The sequence below is a fragment of the Pseudomonas sp. MF6755 genome, from assembly GCF_016405635.1.
Classification (GTDB): domain Bacteria; phylum Pseudomonadota; class Gammaproteobacteria; order Pseudomonadales; family Pseudomonadaceae; genus Aquipseudomonas; species Aquipseudomonas haemolytica.
The window spans coordinates 90,432-110,708 of the sequence record NZ_JAEKDA010000005.1; the positions used below are offsets into that span (position 1 = coordinate 90,432).

Genomic DNA, 20,277 nt, shown 5'->3' on the forward strand with positions numbered 1-20,277 from the left:
CTAGAAAATGAAAAGCAAAACCATCCGCCGCTGGTCCTTCATTCACACGTGGACCAGCCTGATCTGCACCGTATTCCTGCTGCTGCTCGCCCTCACCGGCCTGCCGCTGGTGTTCCACCATGAGATCGACCATCTGCTGGGCAACGAGCCTGAGCTTGCGCAGATGCCCGCCGATACGCCACAGCTCAACCTTGAGCAGCTCGTGGCCAAGGCCGAGGCCCATCGCCCCGGTGATGCCATGCAATACCTGGCCTGGGACGAAGACGACAAGAACGGTGTGATCGCGATCATGGCGGCTACGGCCGGTACCGAACCAAACTCGTCCCATACCTTCATGCTCGATGCCCGCACGGGTGAAGCGGTGGAGACACCGGCGGCGAATGGCGGCTTGACCCTGTTCCTGCTGCGCCTGCATGTGGATATGTTCGCCGGGCTGCCGGGCAAGTTGTTGCTGGCGCTCATGGGCATTCTGTTTGTGCTGGCGATTATTTCCGGCACGGTGTTGTACCTGCCGTTCATGCGCCGCTTGAAGTTCGCCACCGTGCGCCAGGACAAGTCCACTCGCCTGCGCTGGCTCGACCTGCACAACCTGATTGGCGTGGTGACCCTGACCTGGGCGCTGGTGGTGGGCGTGACCGGCGTGATCAGCGCCAGCGCTGACCTGATCATCGCCGCCTGGCGCCAGGACAGCCTCAGCGCGATGATCGAACCGTATAAAAACGCCCCGCCGCTGAGCCATCGCGCGCCTGCCACCGAGCTGCTGAGCATTGCCGCCAAGGCCGCGCCGGGCATGGAGCCAGACTTTATCGCCTTCCCCGGCACGCGGTTTTCCAGTGAGCATCACTACGCCGTGTTCATGAAAGGCAGCACGCACCTGACCTCCCATCTGCTGACGCCGGTGCTGATCGACGCCAGCACCCTGGCCGTTACCGCCACCGCCGAACGGCCGTGGTACATGGACGCCATGGGCATGTCCCAACCGCTGCACTTCGGTGATTACGGCGGCATGCCGATGAAGATCCTGTGGGCGGTGCTGGATGTGCTGACCATCGTCGTGCTGGTGAGCGGAATTTACTTGTGGATCGTGCGGCGCAAGGCGGCCAAGGTATGAAGCCGCGGCAGTCGAACTTCTGGAAGGTCTTTGGCATTCCGCTGGGGATTGGCCTGCTCAGTGCCGCCGGCTTGTTTGCGGCGTTGCTGGGGGATGGGGTGTGGGATTCGTTGAGTTGGGTGGGGTTGGGCATACCTGCTGTCATTGGTGTTTGGGCGTTGGTCCAGCGGCGCAGCTGAGGGCCTCAGAATCACCGAAAATCCCCTCGCCAGCCACTGCGCAAGCCTCTACGCTAACCACAGTCCATTTCGAGGAATGCCCATGTCCGTACCCAGCATGACCTTGCTCCACAACCCCGCATCGCCGTTCGTGCGCAAAGTCCGCGTGCTGCTGATCGAGACCGGCCAGCAAGACCGCGTGGCCCTGCACGCCTGCATGCCGACGCCGGTCAACCCGGACGCCCAGGTGCTGCAAGGTAACCCCGTGGGCAAGATCCCAGCCCTGCGCCTGGCCGACGGTTCGGTACTGCACGACAGCCGGGTGATCCTCGACTACTTCGACCACCAGCACGTCGGCAACCCGCTGATCCCCCGCGATGGCTCGGCCCGCTGGCGGCGCCTGACCCTGGCCTCGCTGGCCGACGGCATCATGGATGCCGCCGTGCTGGTGCGTTACGAAACCGCCATGCGCCCGACGGAAAAACACTGGGACCGATGGCTGGATGAACAGCGCAACAAGATCCGCCGCGCCCTCGCCGAGCTGGAACAGGGCGCCATTGCCGAACTGGCCAGCCACTTCGACATCGCCGCCATCAGCGTCGCCTGTGCCCTGGGTTACCTGGACTTTCGTCATCCGGACCTGCAATGGCGCGCAGATAATCCCAAGCTCGCCGCCTGGTACGCCGAGGTCAGCCAACGGCCTTCGATGCGGCAGACCCAACCGTCCATCTAAAACTCACCGCCGCCGAATGTGGGAGGGGGCTTGCTCCCGATAGCGGTGGTTCAGAAACAGATGTGCCCAATGACACGCCGCAATCGGGAGCAAGCCCCCTCCCACATTCGGCGGCGGTGTGATTGAGGAAGTTGACCATCCTCACCTTCATTTGCTGATCTTCGCGCAACCCAATCATTGCACTTCCTCCACCTTACGCTTGCCCACCCCATACCAATCCAGTTTGCGCGTCAGCACCATCACCGTGCCCAGCAGGCCGAACAGCAACAACGAGCCCATCAGCAGCGCGTAATCCTCGGCACTCAGCAACCCGTACAACAGGCCATACAACGCCGCCAACCCCGCCGAGAACCCCAGCCCATGAGCGACGCTGCGCAGCACATGGCACACGTAGAACCCGATCAACGCCACACAGGCACTGGCCGATATCAGGTACGCCAGGGCAAAGCCCACATGCTCGGACAACGACAACAGCAGCAGGTAGAAGAACGCCAGCGCAACACCCACCAACGCGTACTGGATGGGGTGCACCGCCAGGCTCTTGAGCACCTCGAACAGGAAGAAGCCGGCAAAGGTCAGGGCGATAAACAACAGCGCATATTTGATCGCACGGTCGCTCTTGAGGTACTGGTCCACCGGGTCGATGAAGTTCACGCCAAAGCTGCGGTTGGTGAAGTCCTCACAGCCTTGCCGGTCCAGGCAGCTTTGCAGGGCTTGTTCGAGGTTGGTGGAGAAGAATGAGGTCTGCCAGTTGGCGGTAAACCCTTTGTCGGTGACTTCCCGTTGAGCCGGCAGGAAGTTGCCGATAAAACTCGGGTGCGGCCAGTTGGAGGCCAGTGACACTTGGCTGGTCTTGCCCACCGGCACCACTTGCAGTTGTTCGGTGCCTTGCAGGCGCAGGTCGAAGGCGAACTCCAGCACAGCGGGTTTCTCGCCGTCCTGCTGCGGTAACGCTACATGCACCCCCTCGCCCAGCCAGTCCACTTGAGAGCCTGGGGAGAACTCCAGGCGCTGGTCGCCCAGTTCCAGTTTCAACGCGTTTTCGATGCCGCGAATATCGCTGATGCCCACCGCCAGAAACGCCGGTTCAAAGCGATAATCCGCGAAGTTTTCCGTGATCCCTAACTGCGCAGGCAACTCGAAACGCCCGCTGATACGGTTGTCGGCGTGGAACAATCGCGCCTGGTAGATGCCCCGCGAGCGCAGTTCGGTTTGCACCTTGCCGTCGAGCTCGAAACGCTCCGGCAGGAAATACAGACGACCGCGCTCTTCACGGGTTTCTTCATAGCGTTTATTGAGTTTTTCATTGAGCTTCCACTCGCGCACAGTCTTTCGGTACGGCACCACCATCACTGGCCCGGTAAGGCGCTGGGCGTAGCTGGAACTGCGGGCGATGTCCATCAATACGCCGTCGCGCAATTGCTGGCGGTCGCTGATGATGCCGTTGATCATCAGCAACGGAATCAGCAACAGCAGGATCAGCAGCGCAATCGCGCCAAGTTTGAAAAGCAGGCTGCGGTTCATGGGTCTCTCCCTGTTTTGATGGGGAGAGTCTGGGGAATACGTATGGGAGATTTATGTGGGCAATGTGGAGACTGTGTGGAGATGCAGCACCGCTTGCACCCCGCCTGGCACATTGCCAATCTGCAGCGCGCCGCCGTGCAGCTTCATCACTTCTTCGACAAAGTTAAGCCCCAGGCCGGTGCTTTTACGCCCGCTGGCTGGGCGTGGCAGCGAGTAGAAACGCTCGCTCAGGCGCGGCAAAGCGTAATCGGGAATCGGTGCGGCCTGGTTGAACAGGCTGACCTGCACATCGTTATGCCGCACCTGCGCACTGAACCGCAGCGCACCGCCGGGCGGGGTGAAATCCAGGGCGTTGTCCAGCAGGTTGCCCAGGGCCTGGCGCAGCAGGAAGGGTTCGCCAAACACCCGCACGTCGGCAGTAATCGCCTGCTCAACTTGCAAAGCGGCGCCTTCGATCCGCGCACACTGGGCCTTGAGAACATCCTCGACCAAGGCGGCCAGCGGGATGCTCGACTGCTCTTCCAGCCCTTGGCGTTGCTCCACCTGCGCCAGGTTCAGCAGACGCTCGATCAACTGCTGCAGGCGTGCGCTTTCACTGTCGATATTGCCGATAAAACGCTGCTGCTGTTCACGGCTCATCTCGCCCTGCAACAGCTCCGCCGCGCCGCGAATCGCTGCCAACGGGCTTTTCAGTTCATGGGTCAGGGTGTGCACGTAATGCTCGACGTAGGCCTTGCCCTCCAGTTGCGTGCGCATGTGCTCCACAGCGGTGGACAACTGCTTCAACTCGCCGCCACGGTAATGGGGCAACTCGGCGCGGCGCCCTTCGCTGACCGCCTCGGCGTACGCCGTCAACCGGCGCAGCGCAACGCTCAACCACCACGACAACACCGCGCCCAGCAGCAAGCCGAGCACCACCAGCCCTGCGCCGTACCACAGCAGGCGGCGCTCGGTGCGGTCCACATAGGGTTGCAGTGAACTGTTGGGCTTGGCCACGGTGACCACGCCGATGATCTGGCCGTTATCGCGAATCGGTGCGCCCACGTGCATCACCGACGAAGCGGGATCGTCCAGTTCGCTACGGGTTGACCGTGCACCGTACTCGCCACGCAGGGTCAGGTACACGTCGTTCCATTTCGAATAGTCCTGGCCCACCGCTTCGCCCGTGGAATCGAGCAGCACCGTGCCCTTGGCATCGGTGACGTAGATACGGTGGTTGACCTGGTTTTTCGGCAGGCCCCAGATCGTCGCGCCCGGTTGGCGGCTGCCGTAGGCCTTGAGCAACTCTGGCCAATGGCTCTGGCCGAGGGTGCCATTCTTCACGTCCGCGCGCAGGATTTCGGCCAGCAGGTTCGCAGTGTCCACCAGGGTTTCTTCGGTGGACTGGCGCACGCCGGGACGGATTTCCTTCATGACGGTGTTGAGCACGAAGTAGCCGGTCAGACCGATAAACAGCGCATACACCAGGAAAATCCGCAGCCCCAGGCGCATCAGCTGGTGCTCGGACTGTAGCTGTAGCCCAGGCCGCGATGGGTCTGGATCGGTTCGGCATCGGCTGCCACGCTACGCAGTTTGCTGCGCAGGCTTTTGATGTGGCTGTCGATGTTGCGCTCGTAGCCGGCATCGGCAGGCACGCCGACCGCGTCCAGCAGTTGCTCACGGCTGAAGACCCGCTCGGGTTGGTCCAACAGGCTTTGCAGCAGGCGGAACTCATGGCGCGTGAGGCTCAAGGGCTGCCCGCGATAGTTGATCTGCATGCGCTCAAGATCCACCTGGAACAGCGTTGGCGCCACACCCGGGCCGACACGCTTGAGAATCGCCCGGACCCGCGCCGCCACTTCCCGAGGGCTGAAGGGCTTGACCACATAATCATCGGCGCCGATCTCCAGCCCCACCACGCGGTCAATCTCGGCATCGCGGGCACTGAGGAACATCACTGGCACTTCGCTGAACCGGCGCAATTGCTTGCAGGTTTCAAAGCCGGTGATGTCCGGCAGGCCGATGTCGAGGATGATCAGGTCGGCCGGGGTTTGGCGTTGATGCTCCAACGCCGCCTGGCCGAGGGTCAGCCACGTGGTGGTGAAGCCCTCGCCTTGCAGGGCAAAGATCAGCGTGTCGGCAATCGCCGCTTCGTCTTCGACAATCAGGATGTGCGGCATGGGCTCTATCAGCAGTCCGGTTTGTCGGCAGTGTAGCGACGTGCCGGGTTTACCGCTGCGCCAAATTCACGCAGGGCCTTGGCGCCGATCAACAGCGGGTAGTTGAAGCTGCTGCGGTCGGTGAGGTTGACCTCGACGGTGCGCTTGACGTTGCCCAGGCACATTTCCAGGTCGACCACCGGACGCTTGGCCACGGACGGCTCGTCCTTGTCATCGTCCTCATCGGCGCGGCTCTTGATCTTGCTGATTCGCGACACCTTGTGCTCGTAGACCTTGTTGCCGGCGTCTTTGCCGCCGAGGCGGAAGCGCACCCACTCATCGCCGTCGCGGGTGAAGGTCTCGATGTCCCGAGCCGACAGCGAGGCAGTCAGCGCGCCAGTGTCCATCTTGGCCTTGAAGGTTTCGCCGATCTCCGGCAACTGAATGTATTCGTAGCGACCGTAGAGGGTCGGCTCGGCGGCCATCACAGGCACAGCAGCCATAATGGGAACAGCTAGGGCGAACACAGCAAGGAGCAATTTCACGGCATGATTTCCTCGAAAGAAGTGGGCGGATTCTAGACCGCAAACACAGCACTTAGTTGGATGACCGAGCATACAAGGCACATTGTGAAACATTCGTCCGCCGATTTGGGATTTGGCCTCTAGACTCACCTTGCTTATCATGACCCGCCCACAAGATCCCAAGAGTTATTTATGCGCCGCCTGCTCACCGGCTGTTTTGTCACACTGCTGCTACTGCTCAACACCCTGGTGCTGTTCGGACCGCTGATGGTGTTTGCCCTGCTCAAGCTGGTGGCCCCGGGTCGCTTCCGCGATTACGCGTCCTGGGCGGTGATGTGGATCGCCGAGACCTGGGCCGAGATCGACAAGCTGATCTTCTCGCTGTGTATCCCCACCCAATGGGACATCCGTGGCGGCGGCGACCTGCGCGGTGACACCTCCTACCTCGTGATCAGCAACCACCAATCCTGGGTCGATATCCCGGCGCTGATCCAGGCGTTGAACCGGCGTACGCCGTTCTTCAAATTCTTCCTGAAAAAAGAGCTGATCTGGGTGCCCTTCCTCGGCCTGGCGTGGTGGGCGCTGGATTACCCGTTCATGAAGCGCTACACCAAGGCATTCCTGGCCAAGCACCCGGAACTGGCCGGCCAGGACCTGAAGATCACCAAGCAGGCGTGTGAGCTGTTCAAGCGCCAGCCGGTGACCGTGGTCAATTACCTGGAAGGCACGCGGTTCAGCGCGGCCAAACACAAACAGCAGGCCTCGCCGTTCAAGCACCTGCTCAAGCCCAAGGCCGGGGGCGTGGCGTTTGTACTGGCGGCGATGGGTGAACAGCTGGACGCGGTACTCGACGTGACGGTGGTCTATCCATCTCAAAAGCAGCAGCAAAAGATTCCGGGGTTCTGGGACTTGATCAGCGGCGCGGTGCCAAAAGTGATCATTGATATCCGCACCCGCGAGTTGGACCCCGCGTTGTGGCAGGGCGATTACGAGAATGATCCGGCGTTTCGCCAGACCGTCCAGAACTGGGTGAATCAGCTCTGGAGGGAGAAGGACCAGAGGCTTGACGCGCTGGTGGAGTGAAGCCACCTGCGCTTTTCCACGGTCGGTGGTACGGGGGTCACGCAGGCTTTTTTAACGCGCCCGCAAGGCCAGCAAGCAACTTTTCAGTCTCCAGACCGGCCTGGTTCGCTTCGCTGAATGCGCCCTTCAGCGACTCGAACAACGCTCCGAGATTTGAATTTGAGTCTGCGAACAGGCGAAAACTCTGGGCCAAATCGCCTGCGACTTTATCGTACGTTTGTGGGTCAGGCTGTTTTTGCTCGCCTGGTAGGGATCGCGTGCCGTTAGAAGCGCCTCCCTCCCCTCCCAAGGCAGTTCGCAGATGGTCAAGCTGCCCCTTGGAATCAAATCGGTCTGCTGCACCTGGGGCGATGAAATCCGCCAAGCCAGCGAGTATCTGGCCAAGGGGATGTTCAGGGTTCCTTGCCTTTGCGGCACCGTCGATACCCTCCTGCACAGCAAAACGAAGATCAGTCTGGGACTCTTGGATACTCCTGGGCGAACGTGATCTATTCCGGTTGTATTCGGAAGTCTCATAGTTGATTCCCAGTGATTCGAGGTATTCCCTAATCTCAGCGTCTTCACTCTGCGGAATTTCAGGCACATCGATATTTCTTTTTACGCGTGAAAAATCATTTTCTATCATTACGACACCACGGTGATGACTTAAAAAAGATGAAACCTTCCAAGTCCGCTAACCGCGATAATCCTGGAAGGTAACAATATGTGGCATCGTTTTTCTTACGGTTCCCTACGACTCAGACAATTTCATCTCGTATGATTTTTCATTTTCTAACGTCAACAAACATAATCGTCATCTGTGAGACGCTACTAACCGCCTGTGCCCCACGCCTGAGCCAGCTTACCCAGCACTGAACTGCTGGCACCCTGGCCCCCCAGGTATTGCAGGATCACCGGGGCAAACTGACTCACCATCCCGCCATCCATGCCCAAGGCGCTGAACGCCGTGTTCAGGTCATTGGTGTTCTTCACATTACCCAGCAAACCATCAAGGCCGCTGGTCTTGCTACCACCGTTCTGACCGAGCATGCCGCTCAAGGCACCAAGACTGCCCAGTGCGTTATTACCCGACAACTGGTCGAGGCCAGGTATGCTCTTGCCCAGTTGCGAGTAGTCAGTGCTGCTCAGTTGGTTCTTGGCCAGGCCCAGCATGGCGCCAGTACCGCCGACAGCCTGTTCTGGGGTGATGTTGAGTTGCGAGGTCAGTGCGCTGAGCAGGCCGGCTGTCTCGGACGACGGTGCAGCGGCTGCGGCCTTGTTGTTACCGCCTTGCATGCCCGAGATGGCATTGGCCGCATCGCCAAGGTTGAAGCCTGCGGCGAACACCGGGCCAGCCGCCAGGGTCATCAGGCAAGAAAGGGCAAAACCGCGTGAAATCTTCATCAAGACAACCTCTGAATGTAGGAACAAAAGCAGGCGTTGGACTGGGTATCTCGTCGGTTGTTCCAAGGCGTCACCGGAACCCATTCGGGATAAGTGGGTCCATGCACTGACTACAAAATTTGTCAGGAAGAGACTTATGACTGCGATCCAACCCCAAGTGATTGAGCAAAAGCCTCCGTTCTGGAGCCGCCCGCGCCTGTTCGTTGGCGCCTGTGCAGTGGTGATTGCCGGCATTGGCGGCGCCCTCTACACCCAGGACAGCGTCAAGGCCGCCGCCACGCTGGTGACCACTACCCAGCAGCCAGCGGCACAGATCATGGCCCACAAGGACTACCTGGAAGTGCAGCCGATTGCGGCCACTGCTACTGCACCCGACCAAAGCCTGGAGTTGTGGGCCATTCCGGAAGGCGGTTCGCCGGTCTCTCTTGGCCTGTTGCCGGAAGACGGCAAGGGCATCATCGGCTTGAACCCACGTCAGCAGGAATCCATCAGCAAGCCGGTAGAGTTGATGGTGAGTGCGGAAACCAAGGGAGGCTCATTGAGCAAGCAGCCAACCGGCCCGACGATCTATCAAGGTGCATTGGCCGCTCGCTGAAACCTGCACCACCCAAGATCCCCTGTGGGAGCGGGCTTGCTCGCGAATGCCGAGTGTCAGTCAGCCTAAATAGCTGCCTTCATGGTGGCTGTGCGCGGGAGACCTTCGGGTCTGCCGGTTCCATTCCCGGTTCGCCAACCTGCGTACAGCTGCCATCCAATTCGTTTGGCGACGAATAAAGTGTGTAGCCCACTTCTATTTGAATGGGTTTAAAACATGAATCGATACATGCCGCTCACCGGCCACGACAGCACCACTCCTTCCCTGCTCATCGACACCCAAGTGCCTCTCGAAGTTCTCCACGACGCCGCCGTCTACCGCATCCGCGCGGTGACCCAAGTCATGGAAAACCTGGCGTTTCGCGAGGGACTGCAAACCGACAACATCGTCCTCCAGGACTTTGCCTTGCTCTGTGCAATTCCGTTGCGGGATGGGTGCGATTTGCTGGATGTGATCAGCAGGCGGTTACAGCCGTAGGCATGAGTCTGGACTTAAGTAGTCCCTTTCTGAAACGTTAAAAACGCCCCTGCACGCGCCTTACCTCGCCTGTAGCACCTTCTTATAGTCGAGCGCCTCAGCTACTTAGGAGGTGTACGCGATGCAGGGACCCTATGCATTTATCAACGATCAACAGCAACCTTATCCGGCACTCAAGCAAAGCCTTTCTCTCAATCCTCATACGCAAACCAAATTCGACACCCTTAACCAGCATATCCGCAACACCGTGGTGTTGCCTGGGCAGTTGGTGATCATCCCTGACCCACGCACAGCATCTTGCACCACTGAAGAGGCCTGGCTGATGCGTTCAGCGCAGAGCGTCAAACATGACCTGATGGCGCACTCTGCTGCCGATCAATTCCTGATCAAAAACTATGATCAGTTGCAGGCCATCATGTCCAACGCCTCTATCGGAATTGGTAGCGCCAGCAGCGCTTGGAGCAAGCACTTGGCGCAAATCGAGACAACCCTCAAGGAAATCGATGATTTGCATAAGAAGTACTTGAGCAGGGGCACCACAACTGCGAGAGATGAATTTTTGGTCAAACGTCGTGCGCTGTTTGCAAAGCTCGACGGGCAGATATCCGGGGTGGCTCGGTTTGGAACAGGTTTGAAAAACGAGGGGGCGATTAAAAAAATGCTGGGGATTTCCAGTAAACGTTACTGGCAGCATGGGGAGATTCGTGGGTATGAAGAAACCGTTAAACGTGTGGCCAAGGCTTCACAGATGTTGAAGCAGGGGACCTACATTGGTATCGCGCTGGATGTCGGGGCAACAGCGCTGGAAATCACAGAGGCATGCTCGACAGGACGTGAGCAAGAATGTACCCAGGCAAAATATGTCGAAGGAGGGAAATTAGTGCTTGGCGTAAGCGGCGCATCAGCAGGTGGGATAATTGGGGCCCATGTCGGTACTGGCGTCTGTATGCTCGTTTTTGGCATACCGACAGCGGGCGCCGGAGCATTGGCCTGCGCAATCGTCGGCGGCGCCGCAGGTGGGCTCGCAGTCGGAAAGCTAGGAAGCGCAATGGGAGAAGGCGCGGGTAAACTCCTCTATAAGACTGTGAGGGATTAAATGGCCTTGGAATATATCGGCATGTGCGCGGGCGCCATCATGTTACTAAGCTTTCCGCTCATCGCTTATGTCATGTTTAAAAAACTTGAAGCCGCAGAACGCTATATGCAATTCAGCGCTTACATAGTCGGGAACAGGCATACTTTTCGCAATACCCCGTTTGATGGGAGGCCGCAACGCGTATTAGCCATGGCGACTGTCATTCTTATCCCGAGAATATTTCAATGGCGGCGCTTGGCACTTGTCGAAGACGTTGAAAAAATCCCACGAACGCTCAAATATTGGATGGTTATACCATCACTCCTCCTTTTAACTTCCGTTACAACCATGATGATCAGTTCGTATTTTTTGTACTTCTACTAACCACCTAATACAAGGGCGCACAGAGGCGCCCTCATACTGACCCTCAACCTTACGCCGCACTGAACAACTTATGCGGATCAATCACAAACTTCTTCGGCACGCCCGCATCGAACTCCCCGTACCCACGGGGCGCATCATCCAGGCTGATGACTTGCACGCCGACGATTTCAGCAATGTTGATCCGGTCCCACATAATTGCCTGCATCAACTGGCGGTTGTACTTCATCACCGGTGTCTGCCCGGTGTGGAAGCTGTGGGATTTGGCCCAACCCAAACCGAAACGAATGCTCAGGCTGCCCATTTTTGCGGCGGCATCCACCGCGCCGGGGTCTTCGGTCACGTACAGGCCAGGAATACCGATCTTGCCTGCCACCCGCACCACGCCCATCAACGAGTTGAGCACGGTGGCCGGAGCCTCCGCCTTGGCGCCTTCATGGCCATGACCACGGGCTTCGAAGCCTACGGCATCGACGGCGCAGTCCACTTCCGGCTCGCCCAGCAGTGCGGCGATCTGTTCGTGCAGCGGGGTGTCCTTGGACAGGTCGGCGATTTCAAAACCCTGGGCCTTGGCATGGGCCAGGCGGATCGGGTTGACGTCGCCAATGATCACAACTGCCGCGCCCAGCAGGCGAGCCGACGCGGCTGCCGCCAGGCCGACAGGGCCGGCGCCGGCGATGTACACGGTGCTGCCTGGGCCAACGCCAGCCGTGACCGCGCCATGGTAACCGGTGGGCAGGATGTCGGAGAGGCAGGTCAGGTCACGGATTTTTTCCATGGCCTTGTCGCGGTCCGGCAGCTTGAGCAGGTTGAAGTCGGCATACGGCACCAGCACGTATTCGGCCTGGCCGCCGGTCCAGTCGCCCATGTCCACATAGCCGTAGGCACCACCGGCACGGGCCGGGTTGACGGTCAGGCATACGCCGGTGTGTTGCTCTTTGCACGAGCGGCAGCGGCCGCAGGCCACGTTGAAGGGTACTGACACCAAGTCGCCGAGCTTCAGGTTCTCAACGTCACTGCCCTTCTCGATCACTTCGCCAGTGATTTCATGCCCGAGCACCAGGCCGGTCTGGGCAGTGGTACGGCCGCGCACCATGTGTTGGTCGGAGCCGCAGATGTTGGTGGAAACCACGCGCAGGATGACGCCGTGCTCAATCTTCCTGCCACGGGGGTCCTGCATTTTGGGATAGTCGATTTTCTGTACTTCGACCTTACCGTTGCCGAGATACACGACACCACGATTACCAGACATGCTTTCACCTCGCTGTTGTTTTTATGGAACTGCGTTGCCCATTGGGTGGGCAGCGCGTTAAGTGCTCGGGTACAGATGCTGTTTTTGCGTTGTTTGCAAGGGCCTCATCGGGATCAAGTCGAATCGTCGCACCGCCCCTCCCACATTTTGATTTGTGAATACCTTCAAATGTGGGAGGGGGCTTGCTCCCGATGGCGTCAGTCAGAGCACCACTGTTCTATTGGCGTTCAGAAAAACCCGCCGCTCAATGTGATACCCCACCGCCCGGGCCAACGTCAGCCCCTCAATATCCCGCCCCTTGGCAATCAAATCTTCCGGATAGTGGCTGTGATCCACCACTTCCACGCCCTGGGCGATAATCGGGCCTTCGTCCAAATCGTTGTTGATGTAATGCGCCGTGGCGCCCACCAGTTTCACGCCCTTGTTGTACGCCTGGTGATACGGCTTGGCGCCCTTGAACCCCGGCAGCAACGAGTGATGGATATTGATGGCCTTGCCGTCCAGCTTGCGGCACAGCTCGGGCGACAACACCTGCATGTAGCGCGCAAGGATCACCAGTTCGGCGCCGGTGTCTTCCACCACCTGCCATACCTGACGCTCCTGGGACGGCTTGTCGTTGGGGTCCAGCGCAAAATGGTAGTAGGGAATCTGGTGCCAGTCGGCCAAAGGCTTGAGGTCGGGATGGTTAGAGACCACCGCGACCACCTCCATCGACAATTGGCCGATGCGCTGGCGATACAACAGGTCATTCAGGCAGTGATCGGCCTTGGAGACCATGATCACCACTTTTGGCCGGTAGTTCGGCGCCGTCAGCTCGAAGATCATCCCGAAGGCTTCACCACGCGTCGCCAGGCCAGCACGAAAAGCCTGCTCGTCGAAACCGTCGGGCTGGCGGAACTCCACGCGAATGAAAAACCGGCCCGAAAGGCGGTCATCGAACGAGTGGTGTTCAGTGACATAGCAACCTTGCTCGAACAGGTAGCGGGTGACCGCGTCCACCGTGCCGAGCACGCTGGGGCAATCGGCGGTCAAAATCCATGTATCAGGTGCGCGGCTCATGGGTCACTCCTCAGGCTTGGACACTCAGGCCGAATTCGGCCGAGGCATCCTGCAACCACAACCACCAGTAGTCCGAGAAGCTGCGACGGATCACCAGCTCCCAGGTATCTTCAGCCGTGTGGCGAATCACCAGCTGCGATTTGGCGAACACCGTGCCCACCGCCTTGCCCACTGGGAAGTTATTGGGGTGCACGTCATAGCTGGTGGACTTCATCAGCACGTCACGCACGTTCGGGCCGCTGAGCTCAAGGAGCTGCTGGCCGCCGCTGACGTTGACGACTTGTATATGCAGATCACCCAGCGCGGCACGCAGGTTTTGCTCGGCGGCGAATTCTTCACCGCTTGGAACAATAAGCAGCCATTCATCCGGGCCGAGCCATTGCAGGCTGGTTTCGCCTTTGACGATGACTTGCAAGGCGCCGGGCAATTCGATATCCAGCGCTTTGTGCATGCCGGCAGCGAAAGCCGCATCATGACCATCACCACGGATGGTCAGGTGGCCGAGGAGTTTCTTTTCACGCACGGTCACGCCGGCGTTCTTGCGGCCCTTGCCGACCAGGCTGGCGAGGTCGGCATGGTGCAGCGACGACTCGGCCTTGGCGCCGGTGGTGGGGCGTTGTTGGTAAACATTGGCTGCTGGCATAAAGCACCTTTCCTGAATTCTGTTGTGAGGCTGATGGCCTCATCGGGAGAAAGTCGAATCGTCGCCCCGCCCTTCCCACATTTTGATTTGTGAATACCTTCAAATGTGGGAGGGGGCTTGCTCCCGATGGCCGCGCCGCGGTCTATCAGATGTTCTGCCGATCACCTTTCGGGTCAAAGAACACCGAAGACACAATCTCTGCTTCGATCACGCTGCCATCCGCCTGCGGTGAAAACACCCGCTCGCCAATACGCTTCAAGCCGCCCTTCACCACCGCCATCGCGAACGAATAGCCGAGGGAGTTGTGCGCATAGCTTGACGTGACATGACCGACCATCTTCATCGGAATCGCCTGCTTCGGATCGAACACCAACTGCGCGCCTTCCGGCAGCCACACGGCTGGATCGATCGGCTTCAAACCCACCAGTTGCTTGCGCTCTTCACGCACGCAGTCTTCGCGATTCATGCCACGCCAGCCGATCCACGAGAACGGTTTGGTCCGGCCTACACACCAGCCCATGTTCAGGTCGTCCGGGGTCATCGAGCCATCGGTGTCTTGCCCAACGATGATGAAGCCTTTCTCGGCGCGCAGTACGTGCATGGTCTCGGTGCCGTACGGGGTCAGGTTGTATTTCTTGCCAGCCTCGACGATCTGTTCCAGCACGCCCATGGCGTAGTCGGCCTGCACGTTGACCTCGTACGACAGCTCACCGGTAAACGAGATACGGAACACCCGCGCCGGTACGCCGCCGACCAGGCCTTCTTTCCAGGTCATGAACGGGAAGCCGTCCTTGTCCAGGTCGAAATCAGTCACTTCTGCCAGCAGCTTGCGGCTGTTGGGGCCGGACAGAGTCATGGTCGCCCAGTGGTCGGTGACCGAGGTGAAGTACACCTTGAGGTCTGGCCATTCGGTCTGTTGGTAGATTTCCAGCCACTGCAACACGCGGGCGGCGCCGCCAGTGGTGGTAGTCATCAGGAAATGGTTGTCGGCGAGACAGGCGGTGACACCGTCATCGAAGACCATGCCGTCTTCCTTGCACATCAGGCCGTAGCGCGCCTTGCCCACGTCGAGCTTGGTCCAGGCGTTGCTGTAGATGCGGTTGAGGAATTCACGGGCGTCAGGGCCCTGGATGTCGATCTTGCCCAGGGTCGACGCATCGAGCAGGCCGACGCTGTCGCGCACCGCCAGGCACTCACGCTTCACCGCCGTGTGCAGGTCTTCACCGTTGCGCGGGAAATACCACGGGCGTTTCCACTGCCCAACGTCTTCAAACTCGGCACCGTTTTTCACATGCCAGGCTTGCAGCGCGGTGTAGCGCACCGGCTCGAAGATATGCCCACAGTGGCGGCCCGCGACGGCGCCGAAGGTCACCGGCGTGTAGTTGGGGCGGAACATGGTGGTGCCCATCTGCGGGATGGTTACGTTCAACGAACGGGCGGCAATCGCCAGGCCGTTGACGTTGCCGAGCTTGCCCTGGTCGGTACCGAACCCCAGCGCGGTGTAGCGTTTGACGTGCTCCACCGACTCGAAACCTTCGCGGGTGGCGAGTTCGATGGCGGCGGCGGTGACGTCGTTTTGCAGGTCGACAAATTGCTTCGGCGCCCGTGCAGTGGCTTTTTCATGCGGTACTTGGAACAGCGCCAGGGTCGGTTCCTCCAGACGGCTCAAGGCCTTGGGCAGGGTACCTTCCACCGGGGCAAACCCGGCTTCGCTGGCCGCGCGCACGCCGCCTTCAAAACCATCGGCGAGGGAATCGCCAAGGCCGTAGACGCCGTTGATACCACCGACGCACACGCGTTTCTGTGGTGCTTCGCCGGGCACAAAACCGAGAATATCCTCGCGCCAGGTCGGCTTGCCGCCCAGGTGCGAAGCCAAGTGGACCACCGGGCTGTAGCCACCGGAGCTGGCGACCAGGTCGCAGTCCAGCCATTCACCGGGGCTGGTGACTTTGTGTGCCTTGACGTCAATGGCCGCTACGCGAGCGCCGCTCACATGCTTACTGCCACGGGCTTCGATCACGGCACTGCCGGTGAGGATACGAATGCCCTTGGCCCGGGCTTCTTCAACCAAAGCGCCGCGTGGGTTGTGGCGCGCATCGGCCACTGCCACCACGGTAAGGCCAGCATCGAACCAGTCCAGCGCCACGCGGTAGGCGTGATCGTTGTTGGTCGACAGCACCAGCTTTTTACCCGGCGCCACGCCGTAGCGGCGTACGTAAGTCGACACAGCACCGGCGAGCATATTGCCCGGCACGTCATTGTTGCCATACACCAGCGGACGCTCGCACGCACCGGTCGCCAGTACGACGCGCTTGGCGCGTACCCGGTGAATACGCTGGCGCACCACGCCAATCGGCGCACGGTCACCGAGGTGATCGGTGAGGCGTTCGTGAATGGTCAGGAAGTTATGGTCGTGGTAGCCGTTGACGGTGGCGCGGGGCAGCAGCACCACGTCCGGCAGGGCCTTGAGTTCAGCGATCACGCTGGCAACCCACTCGGTGGCCGGCTTGCCGTCGAGGCTTTCGCGGGAGTCGAGCAAGGAGCCGCCGAACTCTTCCTGCTCATCGGCGATGATCACCCGCGCACCGCTGCGGGCCGCGGCCAAAGCTGCGGCGAGGCCGGCGGGACCGGCGCCCACCACCAGCACATCGCAGTGACGGTTGAAGTTGTCGTAGGTGTCCGGGTCGTTCTCGGTCGGCGAGCGCCCCAGACCTGCGGCCTTGCGGATGTACTTCTCGTAGGTCATCCAGAACGACTGCGGATACATGAAGGTTTTGTAGTAGAAACCCGGCGGCATCAGTTTGCCACCGACCTTGCCGAGAATGCCCATCATGTCGTTGTTGACGCTCGGCCAGCCGTTCGTGCTGGTAGCGACCAGGCCCTGATACAGCGCCTGTTGCGTAGCGCGCACGTTCGGGATTTGCGTAGCTTCAGTGGCACCGATCTGCAACACCGCGTTGGGCTCTTCGGCGCCAGCGGCGAAGATCCCGCGAGGCCGCGAGTACTTGAAGCTGCGGCCAATGATGTCGACGCCATTGGCCAGCAACGCAGCAGCCAGGGTGTCACCTTCAAAGCCTTTGTAGCTCTGGCTGTTGAACGTAAACGTCAGGACTTTATTGCGGTCGATGCGGCCACCGTTGGACAGGCGATTGATCTGGCTCATACCTTCTCTCCAGAAGCCTTGGCGGTGAATTGCGGCTTCTCGCCGATCTTGTAGGTTTCAAGAATTTCGTAGGTCAGGGTGTCGCGGGTGGCGTTGAAATATTGGCGGCAACCGGCGGCATGGATCCACAGTTCGTGGTGCAGGCCACGGGGGTTGTCGCGGAAGAACATGTAGTCGCCCCACTCTTCATCGGTGCAGGCATTCGGGTCCAGCGGGCGCGGGATGTGCGCTTGGCCGGACGCGTGGAATTCCTCTTCGGAGCGCAGCTCAAAGCAGTGAGGGCAGAAGATATGCAACATAGGGAATTTCTCCTCTTTATACGCCGAGAGCTAGTGGGCGACGGCCGCAGCGCCGTGTTCGTCGATCAGCGCACCGTTGTGGAAACGGTCGATGGAGAAAGGCGCGGCCAATGGGTGCATTTCACCCTTGGCGAGGCTGGCGGCAAACACGTTGCCTGAGCCCGGGGTGGCCTTGAAGCCACCGGTGCCCCAACCGCAGTTGAAGAACATGTTCGGTACCGGCGTCTTGGAAATGATCGGGCAGGCGTCCGGCGTGGTGTCGACGATGCCGCCCCATTGGCGGTTCATGCGCACGCGGGACAGCACCGGGAACATCTCGACGATGGCCTGGATGGTGTGTTCAATCACCGGGTAGGAGCCGCGCTGGCCGTAGCCGTTGTAACCGTCGATACCGGCACCGATCACCAGGTCGCCCTTGTCGGACTGGCTGATATAGCCGTGCACGGCGTTGGACATGATCACGCTGTCGATAATCGGTTTGATCGGCTCCGACACCAACGCTTGCAGCGGGTGGGATTCGATCGGCAGGCGGAAACCCGCGAGCGAGGCCATGTGCCCGGAGTTACCGGCGGTGACCACACCGACGCGCTTGGCACCGATAAAGCCCTTGTTGGTTTCCACACCGATGCACACGCCGTTTTCCTTACGGAAACCGATGACTTCGGTCTGCTGGATCAAGTCCACACCCAAGGCATCAGCGGCACGGGCGAAGCCCCAGGCCACGGCATCGTGACGTGCCACGCCGCCGCGCCGTTGCACGGTGGCGCCGAGCACGGGGTAGCGGGTGTTTTTCGAGCAGTCCAGGTACGGAATTTCGTCGGCCACCTGCTTGGCATTCAGCAGTTCACCGTCCACGCCGTTGAGGCGGTTGGCGCTGACGCGACGCTCGGAATCACGGATGTCCTGCAGGGTGTGGCACAGGTTGTAGACGCCGCGCTGGGAGAACATCACGTTGTAGTTCAAGTCCTGGGACAAACCTTCCCAGAGTTTCATCGCGTGTTCGTACAAATGCGCCGACTCGTCCCACAGGTAGTTGGAGCGCACGATGGTGGTGTTGCGTGCGGTGTTACCGCCGCCCAGCCAGCCTTTCTCGACCACCGCCACGTTGGTGATGCCGTGCTCCTTGGCCAGGTAGTAAGCGGTCGCCAGACCATGCCCGCCGCCGCCGACGATGACCACGTCGTAGACCTTTTTAGGGGTCGGCGTGCGCCACATCTTCTGCCAGTTTTCGTGATGGCTGAGTGAGTGCTTGAAGAGGCCGAAGCCCGAGTAGCGTTGCATAGTCATTACTCCAAAACCGCGCTCAGCGATAAACCGGGAAATCAGCGCACAGGGCAGACACGTGCTTGGCCACGTTGGCCTCGACATCGGCGTCGCCGAGGTTGTCGAGGATGTCGCAGATCCAGCCCGCCAGTTCGATGCATTGCGGCACTTTAAAACCACGGGTGGTCACCGCTGGAGTGCCGATGCGCAGGCCCGAAGTCACGAACGGCGATTGCGGGTCGTTCGGTACAGCATTCTTGTTGACGGTGATGTGGGCGCGACCGAGGGCGGCGTCCGCCTCTTTGCCGGTCAGGCCCTGGCGGATCAGACTAACGAGGAACAGGTGGTTGTCAGTGCCGCCGGACACCACGTCATACCCGCGCTTGATGAACACGTTGGCCATGGCCTGGGCGTTGTCGATCACTTGTTGCTGGTAGGCCTTGAAGCCTGGCTCCTGGGCTTCCTTGAAGCACACCGCCTTGCCGGCGATGACGTGCATCAGCGGGCCACCCTGGGCGCCGGGGAATACCGCGGCGTTGAGTTTCTTTTCAATTTCTTCGTTGGCTCGGGCCAAAATCAGGCCGCCACGCGGACCGCGCAGGGTCTTGTGGGTAGTGGTGGTGACCACATCGGCGTACGGCAGCGGGTTCGGGTACAGGCCGGCGGCGACCAAGCCGGCGACGTGGGCCATGTCGACGAACAGCAGCGCACCGACCTTGTCGGCAATCTGGCGAAAGCGTGGGAAATCCAGGGTTTTGGAGTAGGCAGAGAAACCGGCTACCACCATCTTCGGCTTGTGCTCCACGGCCAGGCGCTCGACTTCGTCGTAGTCGATCAGGCCAGTGTCGGTGTTGATACCGTATTGCACCGCGTTGTACAGCTTGCCCGAGGACGACACTTTGGCGCCGTGGGTCAGGTGGCCGCCGTGGGCCAGGCTCATGCCGAGGATGGTGTCACCGGCGTTCAACAGCGCCAGGTACACCGCACTGTTGGCCGATGAGCCCGAATGCGGCTGCACGTTGGCGTAATCGGCGCCGAACAATTGCTTGGCGCGTTCGATGGCCAGGGCTTCGACCTTGTCCACATGTTCGCAGCCACCGTAGTAGCGCTTGCCTGGGTAGCCTTCGGCGTATTTGTTGGTCAGGCCACTGCCCTGGGCTTGCATCACGCGCTTGCTGGTGTAGTTCTCCGACGCGATCAGCTCGATATGGTCTTCCTGACGCTGCTCCTCGGCATTCATCGCCGCCAGCAGCGCGTCGTCATATCCCTGGATCTGGTCTTGTTTGCTGAACATCGCGTCTCTCCCAGCCTTTCGTATTGTTGAGGCCCGTGCAGGGCCCTTTGATGCGATGGTAGGGCTGGTGCAGATATACCAAATGCCTACGGACGCCACGCAAAGGTGCGTTTACGACATCG

21 protein-coding genes are annotated in these 20,277 nt (G+C 60.1%); 8 read left to right on the top strand and 13 right to left on the bottom strand.

Going from position 1 to position 20,277, the window contains the following annotated elements; translation table 11 throughout:
* Window positions 1-7 precede the first annotated feature (7 nt).
* The 3 genes from JFT66_RS07580 to JFT66_RS07590 all read left to right on the top strand — a co-directional run bounded on the left by JFT66_RS07580 (window position 8) and on the right by JFT66_RS07590 (window position 2,002).
* On the top strand, window positions 8-1,111 hold the full coding sequence (locus JFT66_RS07580) for a PepSY-associated TM helix domain-containing protein (protein WP_198859056.1): 1,104 nt from the start codon (window positions 8-10) through the stop codon (window positions 1,109-1,111).
* Window positions 1,108-1,290: a hypothetical protein gene (locus tag JFT66_RS07585; RefSeq protein WP_034116122.1), complete on the top strand. Its 183-nt coding sequence runs from the start codon at window positions 1,108-1,110 to the stop codon at window positions 1,288-1,290. Before JFT66_RS07580 ends, JFT66_RS07585 begins: the two co-directional genes overlap by 4 nt.
* Window positions 1,291-1,372: 82 nt before the next feature.
* A complete protein-coding gene (locus tag JFT66_RS07590) occupies window positions 1,373-2,002 on the top strand; it encodes a glutathione S-transferase (protein WP_198859057.1) in 630 nt (209 codons plus the stop codon).
* Between the two features lie 174 nt (window positions 2,003-2,176).
* On the opposite strand, the gene creD is transcribed toward JFT66_RS07590, so the two are convergent.
* Genes creD through rloA2 form a run of 4 tightly spaced genes read right to left on the bottom strand, consistent with a single transcriptional unit; the run spans window position 2,177 to window position 6,209 of the window.
* Complete coding sequence (creD, locus tag JFT66_RS07595; RefSeq protein ID WP_034116124.1) at window positions 2,177-3,526, bottom strand: cell envelope integrity protein CreD; 1,350 nt, start codon at window positions 3,524-3,526, stop codon at window positions 2,177-2,179.
* A 51-nt stretch (window positions 3,527-3,577) separates the two neighbouring features.
* Window positions 3,578-5,017 carry a two-component system sensor histidine kinase CreC gene (gene creC / locus JFT66_RS07600; RefSeq protein ID WP_153837515.1) on the bottom strand — a complete coding sequence of 480 codons (1,440 nt, stop codon included), beginning with the start codon at window positions 5,015-5,017 and terminating at the stop codon, window positions 3,578-3,580.
* Window positions 5,017-5,685, bottom strand: coding sequence for a two-component system response regulator CreB (gene creB / locus JFT66_RS07605; protein ID WP_034116126.1), 669 nt, complete (start codon window positions 5,683-5,685; stop codon window positions 5,017-5,019). Before creB ends, creC begins: the two co-directional genes overlap by 1 nt.
* An 8-nt stretch (window positions 5,686-5,693) precedes the next feature.
* Complete coding sequence (gene rloA2 / locus JFT66_RS07610) at window positions 5,694-6,209, bottom strand: retropepsin-like aspartic peptidase RloA2 (protein WP_198859058.1); 516 nt, start codon at window positions 6,207-6,209, stop codon at window positions 5,694-5,696.
* Between the two features lie 171 nt (window positions 6,210-6,380).
* Between rloA2 and JFT66_RS07615 the strand changes: the two genes are divergently transcribed.
* Window positions 6,381-7,271 carry an acyltransferase gene (locus JFT66_RS07615; RefSeq protein ID WP_034116128.1) on the top strand — a complete coding sequence of 297 codons (891 nt, stop codon included), beginning with the start codon at window positions 6,381-6,383 and terminating at the stop codon, window positions 7,269-7,271.
* 37 nt (window positions 7,272-7,308) lie between these two features.
* On the opposite strand, the gene JFT66_RS07620 is transcribed toward JFT66_RS07615, so the two are convergent.
* Together JFT66_RS07620 and JFT66_RS07625 are read right to left on the bottom strand one after the other, a co-directional pair.
* A complete protein-coding gene (locus JFT66_RS07620) occupies window positions 7,309-7,896 on the bottom strand; it encodes a hypothetical protein (protein WP_198859059.1) in 588 nt (195 codons plus the stop codon).
* Window positions 7,897-8,081: 185 nt separating this feature from the next.
* Complete coding sequence (locus tag JFT66_RS07625) at window positions 8,082-8,654, bottom strand: DUF2780 domain-containing protein (protein WP_034116130.1); 573 nt, start codon at window positions 8,652-8,654, stop codon at window positions 8,082-8,084.
* Window positions 8,655-8,790: 136 nt separating this feature from the next.
* On the opposite strand from JFT66_RS07625, the gene JFT66_RS07630 reads away from it, so the two are divergent.
* The 4 genes from JFT66_RS07630 to JFT66_RS07645 all read left to right on the top strand — a co-directional run bounded on the left by JFT66_RS07630 (window position 8,791) and on the right by JFT66_RS07645 (window position 11,185).
* The gene (locus tag JFT66_RS07630) at window positions 8,791-9,249 is read left to right on the top strand and encodes an anti-sigma factor domain-containing protein (protein WP_034116131.1); all 459 of its coding nucleotides are present in this window, start codon (window positions 8,791-8,793) and stop codon (window positions 9,247-9,249) included.
* A 216-nt stretch (window positions 9,250-9,465) separates the two neighbouring features.
* Window positions 9,466-9,726 (top strand): hypothetical protein, encoded by a 261-nt coding sequence (locus tag JFT66_RS07635; RefSeq protein WP_233094278.1) that lies wholly within the window; start codon window positions 9,466-9,468, stop codon window positions 9,724-9,726.
* A gap of 121 nt (window positions 9,727-9,847) precedes the next feature.
* Window positions 9,848-10,822 (top strand): hypothetical protein, encoded by a 975-nt coding sequence (locus JFT66_RS07640; protein ID WP_034116133.1) that lies wholly within the window; start codon window positions 9,848-9,850, stop codon window positions 10,820-10,822.
* Complete coding sequence (locus tag JFT66_RS07645; RefSeq protein WP_198859060.1) at window positions 10,823-11,185, top strand: hypothetical protein; 363 nt, start codon at window positions 10,823-10,825, stop codon at window positions 11,183-11,185.
* A 49-nt stretch (window positions 11,186-11,234) separates the two neighbouring features.
* Here JFT66_RS07645 and fdhA read toward each other — a convergent pair whose 3' ends face one another.
* The 7 genes from fdhA to glyA form a co-directional block, all read right to left on the bottom strand.
* Window positions 11,235-12,434: a formaldehyde dehydrogenase, glutathione-independent gene (gene fdhA / locus JFT66_RS07650; RefSeq protein WP_153871414.1), complete on the bottom strand. Its 1,200-nt coding sequence runs from the start codon at window positions 12,432-12,434 to the stop codon at window positions 11,235-11,237.
* A 201-nt stretch (window positions 12,435-12,635) separates the two neighbouring features.
* Window positions 12,636-13,493, bottom strand: a complete 858-nt coding sequence (purU, locus tag JFT66_RS07655) for a formyltetrahydrofolate deformylase (protein ID WP_198859061.1) — start codon at window positions 13,491-13,493, stop codon at window positions 12,636-12,638.
* A gap of 10 nt (window positions 13,494-13,503) precedes the next feature.
* Window positions 13,504-14,136, bottom strand: coding sequence for a sarcosine oxidase subunit gamma (locus JFT66_RS07660; protein ID WP_153837507.1), 633 nt, complete (start codon window positions 14,134-14,136; stop codon window positions 13,504-13,506).
* A gap of 145 nt (window positions 14,137-14,281) precedes the next feature.
* Window positions 14,282-17,299, bottom strand: a complete 3,018-nt coding sequence (locus JFT66_RS07665) for a sarcosine oxidase subunit alpha (RefSeq protein ID WP_198859062.1) — start codon at window positions 17,297-17,299, stop codon at window positions 14,282-14,284.
* Window positions 17,296-17,598: a sarcosine oxidase subunit delta gene (locus JFT66_RS07670; protein WP_034116139.1), complete on the bottom strand. Its 303-nt coding sequence runs from the start codon at window positions 17,596-17,598 to the stop codon at window positions 17,296-17,298. The genes JFT66_RS07665 and JFT66_RS07670 overlap by 4 nt, the downstream gene beginning before the upstream one ends.
* A 30-nt stretch (window positions 17,599-17,628) precedes the next feature.
* Window positions 17,629-18,879, bottom strand: a complete 1,251-nt coding sequence (locus tag JFT66_RS07675; RefSeq protein ID WP_010207084.1) for a sarcosine oxidase subunit beta — start codon at window positions 18,877-18,879, stop codon at window positions 17,629-17,631.
* A 22-nt stretch (window positions 18,880-18,901) separates the two neighbouring features.
* On the bottom strand, window positions 18,902-20,155 hold the full coding sequence (glyA, locus tag JFT66_RS07680) for a serine hydroxymethyltransferase (protein WP_153837505.1): 1,254 nt from the start codon (window positions 20,153-20,155) through the stop codon (window positions 18,902-18,904).
* Window positions 20,156-20,277 lie beyond the last annotated feature (122 nt).

Bases quoted from the DNA above. Each gene is read 5' to 3' on its own strand.
- fdhA (WP_153871414.1), bottom strand. From the start codon at position 12,434: ATGTCTGGTAATCGTGGTGTCGTGTATCTCGGCAACGGTAAGGTCGAA.
- JFT66_RS07660 (WP_153837507.1), bottom strand. From the start codon at position 14,136: ATGCCAGCAGCCAATGTTTACCAACAACGCCCCACCACCGGCGCCAAG.
- JFT66_RS07585 (WP_034116122.1), top strand. From the start codon at position 1,108: ATGAAGCCGCGGCAGTCGAACTTCTGGAAGGTCTTTGGCATTCCGCTG.
- JFT66_RS07645 (WP_198859060.1), top strand. From the start codon at position 10,823: ATGGCCTTGGAATATATCGGCATGTGCGCGGGCGCCATCATGTTACTA.
- JFT66_RS07620 (WP_198859059.1), bottom strand. From the start codon at position 7,896: ATGATAGAAAATGATTTTTCACGCGTAAAAAGAAATATCGATGTGCCT.
- JFT66_RS07675 (WP_010207084.1), bottom strand. From the start codon at position 18,879: ATGCAACGCTACTCGGGCTTCGGCCTCTTCAAGCACTCACTCAGCCAT.
- glyA (WP_153837505.1), bottom strand. From the start codon at position 20,155: ATGTTCAGCAAACAAGACCAGATCCAGGGATATGACGACGCGCTGCTG.
- JFT66_RS07670 (WP_034116139.1), bottom strand. From the start codon at position 17,598: ATGTTGCATATCTTCTGCCCTCACTGCTTTGAGCTGCGCTCCGAAGAG.
- JFT66_RS07635 (WP_233094278.1), top strand. From the start codon at position 9,466: ATGAATCGATACATGCCGCTCACCGGCCACGACAGCACCACTCCTTCC.
- JFT66_RS07615 (WP_034116128.1), top strand. From the start codon at position 6,381: ATGCGCCGCCTGCTCACCGGCTGTTTTGTCACACTGCTGCTACTGCTC.
- JFT66_RS07665 (WP_198859062.1), bottom strand. From the start codon at position 17,299: ATGAGCCAGATCAATCGCCTGTCCAACGGTGGCCGCATCGACCGCAAT.
- JFT66_RS07580 (WP_198859056.1), top strand. From the start codon at position 8: ATGAAAAGCAAAACCATCCGCCGCTGGTCCTTCATTCACACGTGGACC.
- creB (WP_034116126.1), bottom strand. From the start codon at position 5,685: ATGCCGCACATCCTGATTGTCGAAGACGAAGCGGCGATTGCCGACACG.
- JFT66_RS07630 (WP_034116131.1), top strand. From the start codon at position 8,791: ATGACTGCGATCCAACCCCAAGTGATTGAGCAAAAGCCTCCGTTCTGG.
- JFT66_RS07625 (WP_034116130.1), bottom strand. From the start codon at position 8,654: ATGAAGATTTCACGCGGTTTTGCCCTTTCTTGCCTGATGACCCTGGCG.
- JFT66_RS07590 (WP_198859057.1), top strand. From the start codon at position 1,373: ATGTCCGTACCCAGCATGACCTTGCTCCACAACCCCGCATCGCCGTTC.
- creC (WP_153837515.1), bottom strand. From the start codon at position 5,017: ATGCGCCTGGGGCTGCGGATTTTCCTGGTGTATGCGCTGTTTATCGGT.
- creD (WP_034116124.1), bottom strand. From the start codon at position 3,526: ATGAACCGCAGCCTGCTTTTCAAACTTGGCGCGATTGCGCTGCTGATC.
- purU (WP_198859061.1), bottom strand. From the start codon at position 13,493: ATGAGCCGCGCACCTGATACATGGATTTTGACCGCCGATTGCCCCAGC.
- JFT66_RS07640 (WP_034116133.1), top strand. From the start codon at position 9,848: ATGCAGGGACCCTATGCATTTATCAACGATCAACAGCAACCTTATCCG.